At 45.4% G+C, this 17409-nt stretch carries 15 protein-coding genes and 1 other annotated feature; of the genes, 11 read left to right on the plus strand and 4 right to left on the minus strand.

All coding sequences use genetic code 11. The annotated features are described in order from the left end of the window. The first annotated feature begins 9 nt into the window (after positions 1-9). The 8 genes from ABFV83_RS00355 to tyrS all read left to right on the plus strand — a co-directional run bounded on the left by ABFV83_RS00355 (position 10) and on the right by tyrS (position 9060). Positions 10-297, plus strand: a complete 288-nt coding sequence (locus tag ABFV83_RS00355) for a hypothetical protein (protein WP_349946817.1) — start codon at positions 10-12, stop codon at positions 295-297. Between the two features lie 28 nt (positions 298-325). After that, complete coding sequence (locus ABFV83_RS00360; RefSeq protein ID WP_349946819.1) at positions 326-1108, plus strand: MurR/RpiR family transcriptional regulator; 783 nt, start codon at positions 326-328, stop codon at positions 1106-1108. Between the two features lie 187 nt (positions 1109-1295). Then, positions 1296-2897, plus strand: a complete 1602-nt coding sequence (locus ABFV83_RS00365) for a PTS transporter subunit EIIC (RefSeq protein WP_349946821.1) — start codon at positions 1296-1298, stop codon at positions 2895-2897. A 31-nt stretch (positions 2898-2928) separates the two neighbouring features. Beyond that, the gene (locus ABFV83_RS00370) at positions 2929-4254 is read left to right on the plus strand and encodes a 6-phospho-alpha-glucosidase (protein ID WP_349946822.1); all 1326 of its coding nucleotides are present in this window, start codon (positions 2929-2931) and stop codon (positions 4252-4254) included. 269 nt (positions 4255-4523) lie between these two features. Next, complete coding sequence (locus ABFV83_RS00375) at positions 4524-5894, plus strand: PhoH family protein (protein ID WP_349946824.1); 1371 nt, start codon at positions 4524-4526, stop codon at positions 5892-5894. A 135-nt stretch (positions 5895-6029) separates the two neighbouring features. Next, entirely contained in the window at positions 6030-6902 is an 873-nt protein-coding gene (pdxS, locus tag ABFV83_RS00380) for a pyridoxal 5'-phosphate synthase lyase subunit PdxS (protein ID WP_349946827.1), read from the plus strand. A gap of 8 nt (positions 6903-6910) precedes the next feature. Further along, positions 6911-7471 (plus strand): pyridoxal 5'-phosphate synthase glutaminase subunit PdxT, encoded by a 561-nt coding sequence (gene pdxT, locus ABFV83_RS00385; RefSeq protein WP_349946828.1) that lies wholly within the window; start codon positions 6911-6913, stop codon positions 7469-7471. Between the two features lie 69 nt (positions 7472-7540). Next, positions 7541-7797, plus strand: a binding site (T-box leader). Positions 7798-7836: 39 nt separating this feature from the next. Beyond that, positions 7837-9060 carry a tyrosine--tRNA ligase gene (tyrS, locus tag ABFV83_RS00390; RefSeq protein WP_349948839.1) on the plus strand — a complete coding sequence of 408 codons (1224 nt, stop codon included), beginning with the start codon at positions 7837-7839 and terminating at the stop codon, positions 9058-9060. 49 nt (positions 9061-9109) lie between these two features. Here tyrS and ABFV83_RS00395 read toward each other — a convergent pair whose 3' ends face one another. Further along, positions 9110-10435 carry an HD domain-containing phosphohydrolase gene (locus tag ABFV83_RS00395; protein WP_349946830.1) on the minus strand — a complete coding sequence of 442 codons (1326 nt, stop codon included), beginning with the start codon at positions 10433-10435 and terminating at the stop codon, positions 9110-9112. A gap of 210 nt (positions 10436-10645) precedes the next feature. On the opposite strand from ABFV83_RS00395, the gene treR reads away from it, so the two are divergent. The 3 genes from treR (at position 10646) to treC (ending at position 14577) form a co-directional block, all read left to right on the plus strand. Further along, on the plus strand, positions 10646-11359 hold the full coding sequence (gene treR / locus ABFV83_RS00400) for a trehalose operon repressor (protein WP_349946832.1): 714 nt from the start codon (positions 10646-10648) through the stop codon (positions 11357-11359). 149 nt (positions 11360-11508) lie between these two features. Further along, positions 11509-12918: a PTS system trehalose-specific EIIBC component gene (treP, locus tag ABFV83_RS00405; protein ID WP_349946834.1), complete on the plus strand. Its 1410-nt coding sequence runs from the start codon at positions 11509-11511 to the stop codon at positions 12916-12918. Beyond that, complete coding sequence (gene treC, locus ABFV83_RS00410) at positions 12919-14577, plus strand: alpha,alpha-phosphotrehalase (protein ID WP_349946836.1); 1659 nt, start codon at positions 12919-12921, stop codon at positions 14575-14577. It begins immediately after the preceding gene. Here treC and ABFV83_RS00415 read toward each other — a convergent pair. From ABFV83_RS00415 to ABFV83_RS00425, 3 genes are all read right to left on the minus strand, one after another. Continuing rightward, positions 14574-15137: a manganese efflux pump MntP family protein gene (locus tag ABFV83_RS00415; protein WP_349946838.1), complete on the minus strand. Its 564-nt coding sequence runs from the start codon at positions 15135-15137 to the stop codon at positions 14574-14576. The two genes, treC and ABFV83_RS00415, sit on opposite strands and share 4 nt — an antisense overlap. A 135-nt stretch (positions 15138-15272) precedes the next feature. Then, positions 15273-15794 (minus strand): NYN domain-containing protein, encoded by a 522-nt coding sequence (locus ABFV83_RS00420; RefSeq protein ID WP_349946840.1) that lies wholly within the window; start codon positions 15792-15794, stop codon positions 15273-15275. 3 nt (positions 15795-15797) lie between these two features. Then, on the minus strand, positions 15798-17186 hold the full coding sequence (locus tag ABFV83_RS00425) for an MATE family efflux transporter (RefSeq protein WP_349946842.1): 1389 nt from the start codon (positions 17184-17186) through the stop codon (positions 15798-15800). Positions 17187-17409 lie beyond the last annotated feature (223 nt).

A 17409-nucleotide genomic window follows, 5' to 3' on the forward strand; every position in this document is an offset into this window, starting at 1 on the left:
TTGATTTCTATGGAACGATATTGGAATTGGCAGGGAAACTATATCGGTGTAAGGCAGAGGGATTATCTGGCTGCCTGTGACGGAAAAATTCTTGGAAAGTTTTTTGGTAAGGAAATCTATGACCAAAATGGGCATTATATAGGAGAGGTGGGCAGAGGCGGCCGGCTGATCAAAAATAAGACAAAAGAAGATTTTCGCCGCCAGGGATTCAGCGAGTATGTGAAAGGGACCATAACCGCACCTTTAAAGAACTGCGCTCCTTACCCCATGATCCATGGGTATGAAGATTTTTTCTAATAAGAGAACTCAAAAAGAGGGAAGAAAGATGGCAGGAATGGTAGATTTAAGCAAACTGACAGCAGGAAAGAACTTAACAGAAGTAGAAGACAGTGTGCTCCGCTACATCATTGATCACATGGATTCCATGCTGAAAATGGGAGTACGGGGAGTTGCAAAGGAAAATTTTACGTCTACTTCAACGATCATGCGCCTGACAAAAAAGCTGGGCTACAGCGGGTTTGTGGATATGTATTACAAGCTGCTTCCCCTTGTAAACAGCGCCAGGGACAATGAGGATGCCGGCATGCAGTTTATCAACAGCTTTTGCACCAATTCCCTCTTAAAATACAATTCCTATGAGGATATCCAGGAATTTGCCAGGCGGATCAGCCAACTGGAGGGGGGATACGTATTTTTGTATGCAACCGGTTTTTCCGCCATTCCGGTTGAATATCTGACAAAAAAGCTTCTGGTGCTTGGGATAAAATGCATTTATTCCAATGGAATGGATTCCATCGGAGTTTTTGAAAATAATCTGGAGAACATGAAAATGCTGATCGTGGTTTCCAGGTCCGGGGAAACGGACTGGGTGGCGGACCGGGTGAAAACTGCCGGGGAAAATGGAATTTTCACCGTGTCTTTTACCAATGAGGCGGAAAACCGGGTCAGCTCCATAACGGATATGCAGTTTCGCATAGAGGACAGCAATAAGCTGGACGATAGAAACATGATGGCAAACACATTTTTCCCCAACGTGTTTATGCTAATGGAGATTCTCATCTATGAGTACCATAGGGTGCTTCAAAATATGGATAAAGAAGAAGGATAAAGGTTCCGGATAACGCTTAAAAGGGCGGTATCCGGGACCTTTTTTGAAACCTGTTACTACCTGGAATAACAGGTTCCTATCCTTTCCCAAAGTATATACAAAGAGTGAGATGGCGACTATAATGTGGATATGATTTCACGTGAAATGAAAAAAGAAAACGAATCATTAATTATTGGAGGAAAAGAGAATGAAAGAAAAAGTGATGGATCAGCTGCAGCGCTTTTCAAAAGCAATGTTCATCCCGGTTTTAATTCTGCCCATCGCAGGTATTTTAATCGCTGTCGGAAACTTGTTTACAAATGCAAAGCTGCTGGAGTTTCTGCCATTTTTGGATAATCCGGTGACAAAGGGCTTTGGCACCATCCTGTCAGGTTCTTTGGTATCTATCTTAAATAACTTAGGACTGATCTTCTGTGTGGGACTTGCAGCAGGTCTTGCCAATAAGAAAAAATATGAGGCCGGATTTACTGCTCTTTTGGGATTCCTGGTATTCATTAACGCTATGAACAAATTCATGACACTGACGGGAATCCTGTTTACAGGGGAGTCTTTAAGAGGGACGGGTCAGGCCATGGTGATGGGAGTACAGATCCTGGATATGGGCGTATTCCTGGGAATTATTCTTGGAATTGTAACAGCCATGGTTCACAACAGATTTTGTGAAACAGAATTTAAAAATGCTTTTCAGATATATGGCGGATCCAGGTTTGTATTCATCGTATTGATCCCTGTAACCGTTCTTCTGGCAGTCCTTCTTACCTATGTATGGCCTTTTGTCCAGATGGGAATCACAAGCCTTGGGGTATTCATCAATCAATCCGGTAACTTCGGGATTTTTATTTACGGCGCGCTGGAACGTCTTCTCATTCCCACAGGCCTTCATCATCTGGTTTATACCCCGTTTTTATATACTTCCCTGGGAGGTGCTGCAACCATTGGAGGAGAAGTGTTTGAAGGAGCCAGAAACATTTATTATGCCGAAATCGCAGACCCTGCCATCGATATTCTGTCTAAGTCCGTGATCTGGGATGCCAGAGGAATCTCCAAAATGTTCGGCTTAATGGGCGCCTGTCTTGCCATGTATCATACGGCCAGACCGGAGAACCGCAATAAAATAAAAGCTATCCTGATTCCTGCCGCATTTACTTCTTTTATTGCAGGTGTTACAGAGCCCATTGAATTTTCCTTTATGTTCGTAGCTCCTGTTCTGTTTGTTGTTCATGCGGGTTTAAGCGGATTGAGCATGGTGGTTCTCAATATTTTAAACGTCCGCGCCATCGGTCCTAACGGCTTTTTAGATTTCCTGCTTTTCAATGTGCCTTTGGGAATCCATAAAACCGGATGGCCCATGTATATTGTCACCGGTCTTGGATTTTTTGTGATCTACTATGTAATATTCCGCGTTCTTATTACAAAACTGAATTTAAAGACCCTGGGCCGTGAAACGGAAGGGATGGAAATGAAGCTTCATACCAAAGCAGAGTACAAGGAAAAGATGGCTTCTGAGAAAGAGGGAAAGCTTGGGAAAGACGGCGAGGATGTGGATGCCGCACTGATCGTGAAAGCCCTGGGAGGCGCCGGAAATATTGAAAAGGTGGACAACTGCTTTACCCGTTTGCGCCTGATCATTACCAATCCTGATCTGGTTCAGGAAGATATTCTGAAAAATGACACCGGAGCCAATGGAGTAATGAAAAAGGGAAATAACGTTCAGGTAATCTATGGTTTAAAAGTAACTGCTGTAAGAAAGGCTGTTGACGAGGAACTGGGAAACAACGAAAATAGCTGACAGATCAGATGAAGCAAGGAGGAAAATTATCGTGAAAAAATTCTCAATCGTAATTGCCGGCGGCGGAAGCACCTACACGCCTGGCATTGTAATGATGCTGATGGATAACCTGCACCGGTTTCCTATCCGCTCTTTAAAACTTTATGACAATGACGGAGAGCGTCAGGAGACCCTGGCAAAGGCCATTGAAATTGTTATGAATGAAACAGCGCCTGATGTGGAGTTTTCTTATACAACAGACCCTAAGGAGGCTTTTACCGATGTGGATTTCTGTATGGCTCATATCCGGGTGGGCAAATATGCCATGCGGGAGCTGGATGAAAAAATCCCCATGAAATATCATGTGGTTGGACAGGAAACCTGCGGACCCGGCGGCATTGCATATGGAATGAGAAGCATTGGCGGGATGATGGAGCTGATTGAACTTATGGAAAAATATTCTCCGGACTGCTGGATGCTCAATTATTCCAATCCTGCTTCCATTGTGGCAGAGGCTTGCCGTGTATTAAAGCCTCATTCCAAGGTCTTAAATATCTGCGACATGCCGGTGGGAACCAAACGGCGTATGGGATATATTGTGGGCAGGGATCCTAAGGACATGGATGTAAAGTATTTCGGGCTGAACCACTTTGGCTGGTGGACCAGTGTAAAGGACAAAGATGGAACCGACCTGATGCCCCGGCTTTTGGATTATGTGTCTAAAAACGGATATTTAACGGAAAAGGCCGTGGAGACCCAGCATATGGATGCAAGCTGGCAGCTGACCCATAAAAAGGCGGCGGATTTATTAAAGCTGGAGCCTGACTTTCTTCCCAATACTTATTTAAAATACTACCTTTACCCGGATTATGTGGTGGAGCATACAGATCCTGACCATACCAGAGCCAATGAGGTAATGGAAGGAAGAGAAAAAGAGGTATTTGATGCCGCAAAAGCCATCATACAGGCAGGAACCGGAAAAGGCGGGGAATTCTCCATTGATAACCACGCTTCTTTCATTGTAGATTTAGCCTGCGCCATTGCCTTTAATACCCGTGAGCAGATGCTCTGCATCGTGGAAAATAAAGGTGCCATCTCTAATTTTGATCCAACTGCAATGGTGGAAGTGCCTTGTCTCGTAGGAAATGAAGGTCCGGAACCTATCTGTCAGGGAAATATTCCTACCTTTGAAAAGGGAATGATGGAAGAGCAGCTTGCTGTGGAGCGTCTGGTGGTGGAAGCATGGACCCAGGGAAGCTATTTAAAGCTGTGGCAGGCCCTGACTTTATCAAAGACTGTGCCAAGCGCTTCCGTTGCAAAACAGATTTTAGATGATCTGGTAGAGGCCAACAGGGAATACTGGCCGGAATTAAAGTAGGATTTTCTTAACTTCAATGATAAAAAAGATTCTTAGGGAGACTTTAGCCTCGTTCTTTTGACAGGACGGGGCTTTTTTTTGTTATATATTAACATTGCATTCCATCGATACGCTACAATTAAAATATTTTAAGTAAAAATATAGGCATGTATGAATACTTATAACTTTAAATTTACTTTCATTTTACTACAGATTGATAGATAAGTTTACATAATGCATTTATACTGGAAGTAGTAAAAAATAATACATATGTAGAAAGTAGGAGTGTAATGCCTAAAACTTATGTGCTAGATACCAATGTACTGATTCAGGCCCCTTATGCCTTAGAATCCTTTGAAGAGAACTGCATTGTCCTTCCCTTAGCAGTACTGGAAGAGCTTGACAGGCTTAAAAACTCCGACGGAGAACGCGGCAGCAACGCCCGGCAAGCGATTCGATTACTGGAAAATCTGCGCCTTTCCGGAAGCCTCAATGAGGGCGTTCCCCTTTCAAACGGTGGGTTTCTCCGATTGGAAGTAAACCATGTGGACGTTCCTCTGCCAGAAGGAATGCAGCCCAATAGCCAGGACAACCGCATCCTGAAAGTGTGCAGGGGATTGTGCAATCAAGGAGAATCTGTTATTTTAGTTACCCGGGATATTGTAGTCCGGATCAAGGCACAGATGATGGGAATTCCTGCGGAGGACTTTACTACCGATCAGGTTCCCGTTTCTTCGGGACAGTATACCGGGCGAGCGGAAGTATATGCTCCCGATGAAACCCTGTCCTCTTTTAAGAAAAAAGGAGTGCCGGCTGATCTGCTTTACACCATAGATGATCATGGGATATTTGTTCCGGTAAAACTTATGGAGAATCAGTTTGTACTGATCCGCTCGGATATTTCGGAAAAAAAGACGATACTGGGCCGCTTTCAGAAGGGGAAAGTTGTAGCTCTGGCCTACAAAAATATCCGGCCTTTCGGGGTAAAAGCCCGTAACGTGGGCCAGCAGTTTTTGCAGGAGGCCTTGATGCTTCCCGCTGATGAGGCACCTTTAGTGATTGTAAAGGGCCCTGCGGGTACGGCTAAGACGTTTTACGCTCTGGCGGTCGGATTGGAAAAAACAGTGGAACAGGCGCAGAAAGAATATCGCAAGCTTCTCATCTGCCGTCCCAATGCGCAATTTGATCAGGACATTGGATTTCTTCCGGGAAGTGAGCAGGAAAAAATCTCTCCTCTTCTCCGCCCCATCGTGGATAACCTTGAAATACTCTTAGACCATGGGCCCCATGAATCCCGCTGGGATGAAAAGGAACTGCACGGCAGAATCGATTATCTTTTTACGACAGGCATTATTTCAGCCGAAGCTATGAATTTCATGCGCGGGCGTTCCATCACCGATACCTGGCTTATTATCGACGAGGCACAAAATCTGACGCCACGGCAGGTGAAAGGGATTGTTACCCGGGTGGGCAAGGGCACTAAAGTTATTTTGCTGGGAGATCCGGCTCAGATAGACCATCCTCTTCTGGATGAGCGTACCAACGGTCTCTCTTATGCGGCAGAGCGGATGAAGGGCAGCCCGCTCAGTGTTCAACTTGCGATGCTCCCAGATGAATGCGTGCGCTCCGATCTGGCTTTGGACGCGGCCCAAAGGATGTAAATGCAGATGGGCAGTTGCTCTTAAAACTCCTAACTGGTATTGTTAAATAAATATAAACTGGCACTTTTGATAAGTCCAGTTTTGGGGCATAATAAGTGTATTAACTTAGACCCCAAAATACTAGGAGGATTTATTATGTCAGAACAATATGAACTCAATAAAAATCTGGCCCAAATGCTAAAGGGCGGCGTAATCATGGACGTCAGCACCCCGGAACAAGCACAAATAGCTGAAAAAGCCGGTGCGTGCGCTGTGATGGCACTGGAGCGGATTCCCGCCGACATTCGGGCTGCAGGCGGCGTTTCCCGGATGAGCGACCCTAAAATGATTAGAGGGATTCAATCAGCGGTTTCCATTCCCGTAATGGCAAAGGTACGCATTGGGCATTTTGTGGAAGCACAGCTTCTGGAAGCCATCGAAATCGACTACATAGATGAAAGCGAAGTACTTTCTCCGGCTGATGACATCTATCACATTGACAAAACTAAATTCCGCGCACCCTTTGTCTGCGGTGCCAAGGACCTTGGAGAAGCATTGCGCCGTATTGCCGAGGGCGCGTCGATGCTTCGTACCAAGGGCGAGCCAGGGACTGGAGACGTGGTGCAGGCAGTGCGGCATATGCGGAAAATTCAAAGCGAAATCCGGATGCTCACTGCATTGCAGGAGGATGAATTATTTGAAGCTGCTAAACAACTGGCTTCCCCATTGGATCTGGTGAAATGGGTGGCACAAAACGGCAAACTGCCTGTGGTGAACTTTGCAGCAGGAGGCGTGGCGACTCCTGCTGATGCCGCGCTGCTGATGCAGTTGGGAGCGGAAGGTGTGTTTGTGGGTTCTGGTATCTTTAAATCCGGCAATCCGGAAAAACGTGCCGCTGCCATTGTGAAAGCTGTTGCCAATTTTAATAATGCAAAATTAATCGCAGAACTTAGTGAAGACTTGGGAGAAGCGATGGTAGGTATCAACGAGCAGGAAATCGCCCTCTTGATGGCAGAACGTGGAAAGTAGAGTGAACGATGCGAATTGGAATACTTGCCTTGCAGGGCGCATTTATAGAGCATGGAAAGATGTTGTCAAAACTGGGGGCAGACAGCTTTGAAATCCGGCAGCGGGCAGATTTTACCGAAGAAATGAGTGGCTTAATTTTGCCCGGAGGCGAAAGCACGGTGATGGAAAAGCTGATGCGGGAATTAGAATTAAAGGAGCCAATCCTTCAGATGATTCAGAGTGGTTTCCCTGTGATGGGTACCTGCGCTGGTATGATCCTGCTGGCGAAAACGGTTATCGGAGGAGAAAACCATCTTGCCTGTATGGACATTACAGTGGAGCGCAACGCTTACGGGAGGCAGCTGGCCAGCTTCAAAACTGAATCGGAATTTGGCGGTGCGGGAACCATCCCCATGGTGTTTATCCGTGCGCCATATGTTGCAGATGTTGGTCAGGGAGTGGAGGTTTTAGCAAAGGTTGACGGAAAAATCGTGGCTGCCCGGGAAAAGAATATGCTGGCTTGTGCTTTCCATCCAGAGCTGACGGAAGATACGACCGTTCATTCTCACTTTTTGCACATGTGCAGATAAAAAATGAAAAAACCCCTCTTGACAAATAAAACTAAACAACATATACTAGTCAATAACTTCATAAAACAAGTAAAAGCGTTGATAAGAACAAGTAGCAGTACGATGGACCACACAGAAAGCAGCCGGCAGATGAGAGGCGCGTGGAAAACGAATTGCGAATACATCTTTGAGCTTCGCACCCAACGGCTGAGAGGCCAAGTAGGCTGCGACGGATTCCCGCACCCGTTATTGTGCTAGAGTATCGCATCAGGTACTCAAAGAGGTAGGCAGCGTGAGCTGTTTATAAACTTAAGGTGGTAACACGAGACTTCAGCCTCGTCCTTTTGATAGGACGGGGCTTATTTTTATGAAAAAGGAGAATAATGATGACAATTTATGACGAATTGAAAGCCCGTGGCCTGATCGCCCAGGTGACTAACGAAGAAGAAATCAGCAAAATGGTAAATGAAGGAAAAGCCGTATTCTATATCGGATTTGATCCCACGGCCGACAGCCTTCACGTAGGACATTTTATGGCCCTGTGCTTAATGAAGCGCCTTCAGGAGGCAGGCAATAAGCCCATCGCCCTGATCGGAGGCGGAACCGGTATGGTTGGAGATCCTTCCGGAAGAAGCGACTTGCGCCAGGTGATGACAGTGGAAACAATCCAGCATAACTGTGACTGCTTTAAAAAGCAGATGAGCCGTTTTATCGACTTTTCTGAAGGAAAGGCCCTTATGGTCAATAACGCAGACTGGCTGCTGAACTTAAATTATATCGATTTTCTCCGGGAGGTTGGCCCCCATTTCTCCGTCAACCGCATGCTGACTGCTGAATGCTATAAGCAGCGTATGGAAAAGGGCTTAAGCTTCCTGGAATTCAACTACATGATCATGCAGAGCTATGACTTCTATGAGCTGTTTAACCGTTATGGCTGCAACATGCAGTTTGGCGGAGATGACCAGTGGAGCAATATGCTTGGCGGCACAGAGTTAATCCGCCGGAAGCTGGGAAAAGATGCCCATGCCATGACCATTACCCTGCTTTTAAATTCCGAAGGAAATAAGATGGGAAAAACCCAGTCCGGCGCCGTATGGCTTGATCCGGAAAAGACTTCACCCTTTGATTTCTTCCAGTACTGGAGAAACATTGCCGATGCGGATGTGTTAAAGTGCCTGCGCATGCTGACCTTCCTTCCCATCGAGCAGATTAACGAGATGGATAGCTGGGAAGGCAGCCAGTTAAATGAAGCAAAAGAAATTCTTGCCTACGAGCTGACCAATCTGGTCCATGGGGAAGAGGAAGCGGAAAGGGCCAGGGAGAGTGCCAGAGCGCTGTTTACCGGCGGCAATGCGGCTGATATGCCCACCTGCGAACTGGAAGAGGCAGATTTTACGGACGGAAGCATTGACATCCTTGCCATTCTCCAAAAATCCGGTCTGGCTCCCACACGTTCCGAAGCAAGGCGCAATGTGGAACAGGGCGGAGTGACCGTAGAAGGTGAAACTGTTTCTGATGTAAAAGCTGTTTTTGCGAAAGAGAAATTCTCCGGAGAAGGAATTATAGTAAAACGCGGCAAGAAAAAGTTTGTAAGGGTAATTGCAAAATAAAGAAAAGAAGGTAGAAAAATCCGGCTGATTCCAGCCGGATTTTTCTACTTTATGGCCATGATGGCATTAGCTCCGGATCCTTTAAGGTAAGTGCAAAATGAAGCTTTTCATCATAGGACTCTAAATAAGGAAGAGATTCATATTCTTTTCTCAGCTTCTCGTAAATGCTTAATATAGGCTGACAGCGGATAGCGGTGGTGTCAAGGATTTCATCAAGATGTTCCACTGCCAGGTCAACGATGGCTTCATCCAACAGGCCGTCCCCCTTCATACTGAAGAGGATGGACAGAATGTGATCTTTTGGAAAGGAGTCTTTATAGCTTCTTGTACCGGTTAAGGCACTGATGATGTCGGCAATGGCTACCAACCGTTCTTCCGTAGTCAAATCTCGGGCTTTCAGCTTATTAGGATACCCGGATCCATCCAGCTTTTCATGATGACGCAGTGCGATGCGCTCAATGGCTTTATCAATACTGCCCCCGAATATTTTCTCCGTGTAATTTACATGGGTCCTCATAATTGCCATGGCCTGCCTGCTTAATTTTCCCGGATACTCAAGAATTTCCACCGGAACCGCGATTTTACCCAAATCGTGGAGCAGTGAGCCGCAGAGGACCATATTTAATTGTTCCTCATTAAAGGACAGGAGTTTTCCCAGCTCATAGCTGATGCTGGTGGTAGTTATGGTATGGGTCACCGTATGATGGCTTCTGAAATCAATGATAAAGACCAGCATTTTCAAATACTCTGTAGTCTCTTCTTCGGAAAGGGGAATGCTGGTTAAAAAGTCAAAGTATTCGGAATCGTTTCTCCATTCATTTTCAATGGAATCCTGAAAGTCAAGCTTAGAGGCAAGATCTACAATATGAGGTGCGAAAATGTTGTTGGCTCCCTGGGTTATCAGCTGGAGAGTTTCCTCCCAGGAATTCTTTTCCAGTGACATGGAGACATCAATGCGGTCTGCAATGTGAAGAATTTGTGCCAGATTTTTAATTTTTGTACTGGGCTCGTCCCCTTTTTCCAGGAAATTCCAGGTGATATGGTGTAAAAGCACTGCAGGAGCTAACTTTTTGAGGGGGGAAAAATATCGTATGAAAAGGTATCCGTAGAAGGAATGATTCCAAACATCATCGGTTTCAAATTGAAGCATTTTGGAGATTTCTTCTGTCTTATATGCCCCGATATCATGAAGCTGGGCCAGAAAACAGATATCACGAAGCTCCTGACTGGAATATTGCCCGGTATTTCGCAGCATGCGGGAAATGATATAAGCCACGTGGGAACCGTGTTCTGTCAGCCGTGGATCAATGTAACCGCAGAAGCGCCGGATAATGCCTAAGACGCTTTTGTTATTTATATTTTTTGTATACTGCATTTGCATGCATGAATCCTCCTTTGTAGTCATTGCTCTAAAGACAGTTTACCATATCAGTCCATATATGGAAAGAATAGAAAAGAGTTTGCTGCATAATAATTTGCTTTCATGTTTGAAACCGAATTATTTGACTAAGGTATACGTATATGTTAAAATAATAACCGATATCTAAATCAATGGAAATGACAGGTAAAGTGAGGATGTTAGCTTATGGAAAGTAAATACAGGCGTCTTTATAAGGAACTGCTTGAAAAAATAGAAAAACGGGAATACCGTCCGGGAGACAAGCTTCCGGCGGAAGGGGAGCTGATGGAAATTTACGGCGCATCCCGTGACACCGTCCGCAAGGCCCTGGGACTTTTGGAGGAGGATGGCTGCATCCGAAAAGCCAGGGGAAAAGCCGCCGAGGTAGTGGATAAGAGCAAGTTTAATTTTCCGGTATCGGAGATAGCAAGCTTTAAGGAAATCTACCGTTATTCGGAATCCAGGCCCAGAACCTTTGTGGAGAATTTAGAAATCGTCAAAAATAATAAAAAGCTTATGGAGGCGCTTCAGATCGGCCCGGAGGATGAGGCTTTTGTGCTGGAACGGGTCCGGGAGATCGATGGGGAAAAGATCATCATTGATAAGGATTATTTTTCCAGGAAGGTTGTGGAGAATCTGCCTTTGCGTGCTGCCCAGGATTCTGTTTATGAATACCTGGAGAATGAACAGGGGCTTAAAATTGGTTTTGCCATGAAGGAGATCACGGTCCATATGGCGGCCGATGAAGATTACCGCCTCCTTGATATGGGGCGTTATGATATGGTTGTGGTGGTAAAGAGTTATACGTATCTGGAGGATTCCACCCTGTTCCAGTACACCGAATCCCGCCACAGGCCGGACAAGTTTAAATTTGTGGATTTTGCCCGCCGGAAATTATAATTGCTGTCTTCACTGCCCTTGCCTGTATGCCCACAAGTTAATTTTCTTTTCTGCATATTGACAAAGTTATACGTATATGTTATAGTATGATTACAAAATAAACATATAAGTTCGCGAACGCCAAAAACATGTATGAAGGGAGTATGGATATGGGTAAGTATGAGAGCGATGCAAGGAAACTGTTAGAGTATGTGGGGGGAAAGGAAAATATAGGGGCAGTGACTCATTGTATGACGAGAATGCGTTTTGCACTGATTGACCCGGAAAAAGCGGATACAAAGCAGATCGGAGCCCTTTCAAGCGTCAAAGGCACCTTTACACAGGCCGGACAGTTTCAGGTAATTATTGGAAATGATGTACAGTCCTTTTACAATGACTTTGTTTCTGTATCCGGCGTGGAAGGAGTATCAAAGGATGAAGTAAAGAAAGAGGCAAAAGGAAACTTAAATCTTTTGCAGCGGGCGGTGGCGGATATTGCGGAGATTTTTGCTCCGTTGATTCCGGCGATCATCGTAGGCGGTCTGATCCTTGGCTTCCGCAACATAATAGGAGAGATCAAGTTCATGAATGGGGGAGCAGAAACCCTTATTCAGGTATCTCAGTTCTGGGCCGGTGTTCACAGCTTTCTCTGGCTCCTTGGTGAGGCGATCTTCCATTTCCTGCCCGTAGGAATCACCTGGTCTGTCACAAAAAAGATGGGAACCACACAGATCCTTGGAATTGTTCTGGGACTTACCCTTGTGTCTCCCCAGCTTTTAAATGCCTATGCCATGGCATCAGGCGCTGAGGTTCCGGTCTGGGACTTTGGATTTGTAAAAATGGAGATGATCGGCTACCAGGCTCAGGTCATTCCGGCTATTTTAGCAGGCTTTGTACTTGTTTATCTGGAGAGGTTCTTTAAGAAAATCACGCCTCAGGCGATCTCCATGATCGTGGTTCCATTCTTTTCCCTGCTGTTAGCAGTGATCGCTGCTCATGCAGTGGTAGGCCCTATTGGCTGGGTCATTGGTTCCTGGATTTCAAAAATTGTTTATGCAGGGCTTACTTCCAGCTTCCGCTGGCTGTTTGCAACCTTATTTGGCTTTATCTATGCTCCTTTAGTTATTACCGGCCTTCATCATATGACCAATGCCATTGACTTACAGCTGATGGCAGAGTTCGGAGGAACCATGCTGTGGCCTATGATCGCTTTATCCAACATTGCACAGGGTTCTGCAGTTCTTGGTATGATGTACCTTCAGAAAAAGAACGAGGAAGCAAAGCAGATCTCCATTCCTGCCTGCATTTCCTGTTATCTGGGAGTTACGGAGCCGGCTATGTTCGGTGTGAATTTAAAGAGGGGCTTCCCGTTTCTTTCTGCCATGATCGGTTCTGCTATAGCTGCTACAATTTCCGTGGGAATGAATGTTATGGCAAATTCCATCGGTGTGGGAGGCATTCCCGGAATCCTGTCCATTCAGCCTCAGTATATGGGAATATTCGGCTTGTGTATGCTGATTGCAATTGCAGTGCCCTTTACCCTGACAGTTATGGTTGGAAAAAAGAAAGGGATCGTATAAATGGAGAACTTTAAGAAATCATGTGTTTATCAGATCTATCCCAAATCCTTCCGGGACAGCAACGGAGACGGGATCGGAGATTTAAAGGGAGTGATGGAAAAACTGGATTACTTAAAAATGCTGGGAGTGGATTACCTCTGGCTGACCCCGTTTTTCTTATCTCCTCAGAATGATAACGGTTATGATATTAAGGATTACTGCCGGATCGATCCCCTGTTCGGGACCATGGAGGATTTAGACAGGCTGATCGCAAAGGCCGGTAAGCTGGGTATGGGGCTGATGTTTGATATGGTCTTCAACCATACATCCACAAGCCATGAATGGTTTCAAAAGGCATTAAGCGGTGATAAGAGGTACCGGGATTATTATTTCTTTAAGGAAGGAACTCCTGGAAACCCGCCTACCAACTGGCAGTCAAAGTTTGGCGGCAGCGCATGGGAATATTCGGAGGAAACCGGGAAATATTACCTCCATCTGTATGACAAGACCCAGGCTGATTTAAACTGGGAGAATCCCATGGTACGGGAAGAGATTAAAAAGGTGATCCGTTTCTGGAAAGAAAAGGGGATTAAGGGATTCCGGTTTGATGTGATCAATCTGGTATCCAAGCCTTCTGCCTGGGAAGACGATGAGGAGGGAGACGGCCGCCGGTTTTACACCGACGGTCCCCGGATTCATGAGTATCTGCAGGAGATCGTGGTGGATACGGGACTGGATGCCGATGATATGATTACGGTTGGAGAGATGTCCTCCACCACCATTGACCACTGCATCCAATATACCAATCCGGATGAAAAGCAGTTTAAGATGTGTTTTAATTTTCATCATTTAAAGGTGGATTATAAGGACGGAGATAAATGGTCTTTGATGCCCTTTGATTTTGAAAAGCTGAAAAAGATTTTCCACACATGGCAGACTTCCATGGCCGAAGGAAACGGCTGGAATGCGGTGTTCTGGTGCAATCACGACCAGCCCAGGGCCGTATCCAGGTTTGGCGATGACGGAATATACAGAAACCGCAGTGCAAAGATGCTGGCCACCGTCATACACGGGATGCGGGGAACACCCTATATTTACCAGGGAGAGGAAATTGGCATGACCAACGGGTATTTTACCCATATTTCCCAGTACCGTGATGTGGAAAGCCTTCATTATTTTGAAATATTAAAAGAACAGGGAAGAGCGGAAAAAGAGATTTACCAGATTTTAAGAGAGCGGTCCAGAGATAACAGCAGGACCCCCATGCAGTGGGAAGCAGGAGAGCAGGCCGGATTTACTACAGGCACTCCCTGGATCGGTGTCAATGAAAACTGTGAGGAGATCAATGTGAGGGAGAGCCTTGCAGAGCCTGATTCAATCTTTTTCTACTATCAAAAGCTGATCGAGCTGAGGAAACGCCACAACGTAATCAGTGAAGGAAGCTATGAGCCTGTACCCCTAAAGCAGGAAGGGATATTTGCCTATAGAAGAAGCTGGCAGGAAGAGAAACTTCTGGTCTTTGCAAATTTTACAGGAAAGCACCAGGAGATAGAAGGAATGGAGAACCTGGAGAACTGGGAGGTTCTGTTATCCAACTGCGGCTCCCCAAAGATCAATGGGAAAAAGCTTGAACTGGATCCATATGGCGCAGTGATGCTGTATTCCTGTGAGAAGGCTTAAAGTCCCAGCAAATGCTGTACCAGGATTTTGAGTCCCATAAGGATCAGGATCAGGCCGCCTGCAAATTCTGCCTTTGATTTATACCGTGTTCCAAATACATTTCCTACTTTAACTCCCAGGACTGACAGGGCAAAGGTGGTGGCTCCGATAAAGGAAACAGCCGGAACGATCTGTACCTGCAGGAATGCAAAGGTAACCCCCACTGCCAGAGCATCTATGCTGGTTGCGATTGCCAGCGGGATCATGTTTTTGGGGGCCATAGGGGAAACCTCACATTCTTCTACTTCTTTGCTGAAGGATTCCTTAATCATGCTGAAGCCAATGGCTCCAAGCAAAATAAAAGCGATCCAGTGGTCAAAAGCAGTAATGGCTTCCTTAAACTGTGACCCCAGCAGGTAGCCAATAAGAGGCATTCCCGACTGGAATCCCCCAAAATACAAACCTGCTATGATCCCATGGTTCCAGTTCATCTTTGGCATGCATAATCCCTTACAGATGGAGACTGCAAACGCATCCATGGATAAGGCTACCGCGATGATGAACAATTCCAGTAATGACATGAGATATTCCTCCTGTGTATTCGTTTTATAACTTATCTGAACTTGCCATGCAAGTGAAGATAAAAGGGGCGTATTTTGCCCCGTCCATCCGATTATCGAAAGCGTTTTTGGGCTTTCGGTAATATAAATATATGCCTAATCCTTTTTATTCAGCCGTATTTTTTCCAGATACTCCATAAGCTCCGGATCAACATTGTCGAAGAGGCGGTTTTTCTTTGAGGGAATTCGTTCCAGATGTTCCTTCTTAATCTCTAAATTTGTCTCTTCGATTTCTTTTTTTAAATCCCTGGCGGAGAGGCGTGTGCAGCCTTTTCCCAGAATGATGATCTGTTCCAGTTTGTCCGAAGTGGCTACCCGTACCTGATACTGCCTGCCGATTTGCTGGGAGATTTTTTCTATATACTGGTCCGCGGTTTCCGCTTCCTTAGTGAAAATTACGTGAATGTTGTGGTATTCCATGACCGTGCCCGGGTTTCCCTTGACTTTGTAACCGTCAAAGACCAGAATGACATTGCATTTTTTATAGCCCTGGTAGTTACATAGCATATCCTGAAGTTTCGTTCTGGCGGAGTCCATATTGGTCTCCGCCAGTTCTTTTAGCTCAGACCAGGCAAATATGATGTTGTAGCCGTCTATTAAAAGATAATCGGAACTCATTTTTTAACCTCTGTGAGAAACCTGTAGTTTTTTGATACGGTTTTCATAAATTCGTTTAAACAGGATGGTGCTTAAGACCAGGGCTATGATTTCAGCCATAGGGAAAGCATACCAAATTGCATTAAGACCAAATGCTTTCGCGAAAATATATGCAAAAGGCAAAATACATACAAGCTGTCTTGCAGCAGATACGATCAGGCTGTAGATGCCGTTTCCAAGAGCCTGAAACACGGAACCAATGATGATGCTGTAACCGGCAAAGAGGAACCCTGAGCTGATGATGCGAAGAGCAGGGACGCCGATGGAAATCATGTGCTCGGAGGCATCAAACAGGAGTAAAAGCTGCTTCGGGAAGGCCTGAAATATGATAAGTCCCAGGAACATAATGGAGACAGATCCTATGACGCTGGAGCGTATGGTTTTCATGATACGGTCCTTGTCTTTAGCACCCCAGTTATAAGCTACAATAGGAACCATACCGTTATTGAGTCCGAATACAGGCATGAAGATGAAGCTTTGCAGCTTAAAGAAAATGCCGAATACGGAGACAGCGGTTTCGGAAAACAAAAGAAGGATCTTATTCACACCAAAGGTCATGACAGAACCAATGGACAGCATGATAATGGATGGAAGCCCTACCTTATAAATATCAATAATGGTTTCTTTATGGGGACGGAAGCCCCGCATGTTTAAGTTAACATCAGGATTCCTGGTTAAATTAAAATACAAAAGGAGCAGCATGGCAATGATCTGGCCGATGACAGTTGCGACAGCGGCTCCGGCAATGCCAAGGCGGGGAAGGCCGAAGAGTCCGAATATAAGGATCGGGTCCAGTATGATGTTGATAATGGCTCCAAGCCCCTGGGTGATCATGTTATAGATGGTGCGGCCGGTGGACTGCATGATCCGTTCAAAAGCGATCTGCATATAAACACCGAAGGAGAATATGGTACAGATGGAAAGATAAGTGGTTCCCTGGCTGATGATCTCTTCATTGCCTGTCTGCACCGTAAAATAAAACCTGGAAAAGAAAATTGCTAACAGGGCGGAGACCAGATAGCTGAGAATGAAAACGAATATTCCATTAACTGTGGCCAGATTAGCCGCTTTCTGGTTCTTCTCCCCTAAGGAACGGGAAAGGAGAGCATTGACTCCCACACCGGTTCCTACGGCGATGGCGATGATCAGATTTTGTATGGGAAATGCAAGGGAGACTGCGGTAAGGGCTGTTTCCCCTATCTGCGCCACAAAAATGCTGTCGACTACATTGTAAAGCGCCTGTATCAGCATGGAAATAACCATGGGAATAGACATGGTCAGCAAAAGCTTGTTCACCGGCATGGTTCCCATCTTATTTTCTTCAGGTCTTAAAGCATCCATTGTCTCAGACATAAAAAAAGCCCTCCTGATTCTTTCGTAAACGTGATCATAATTGTAACTGTTTCCATAGAAAAAGTCAATATTGTATGATTTTTTAGGTTCTGTTTCCTAATATTGGAGGGAATTTGTGAAAAATAAATATTGCAGGTTAAAATGGATTGTGATATTATAAGTGAAATTCATTGTAGTGAAGTGATGAACTGTTATAAAACAGGCCTGTACAGGGAATCATGAA

Source organism: Lacrimispora sp. BS-2 (assembly GCF_040207125.1).
GTDB lineage: Bacteria > Bacillota > Clostridia > Lachnospirales > Lachnospiraceae > Lacrimispora.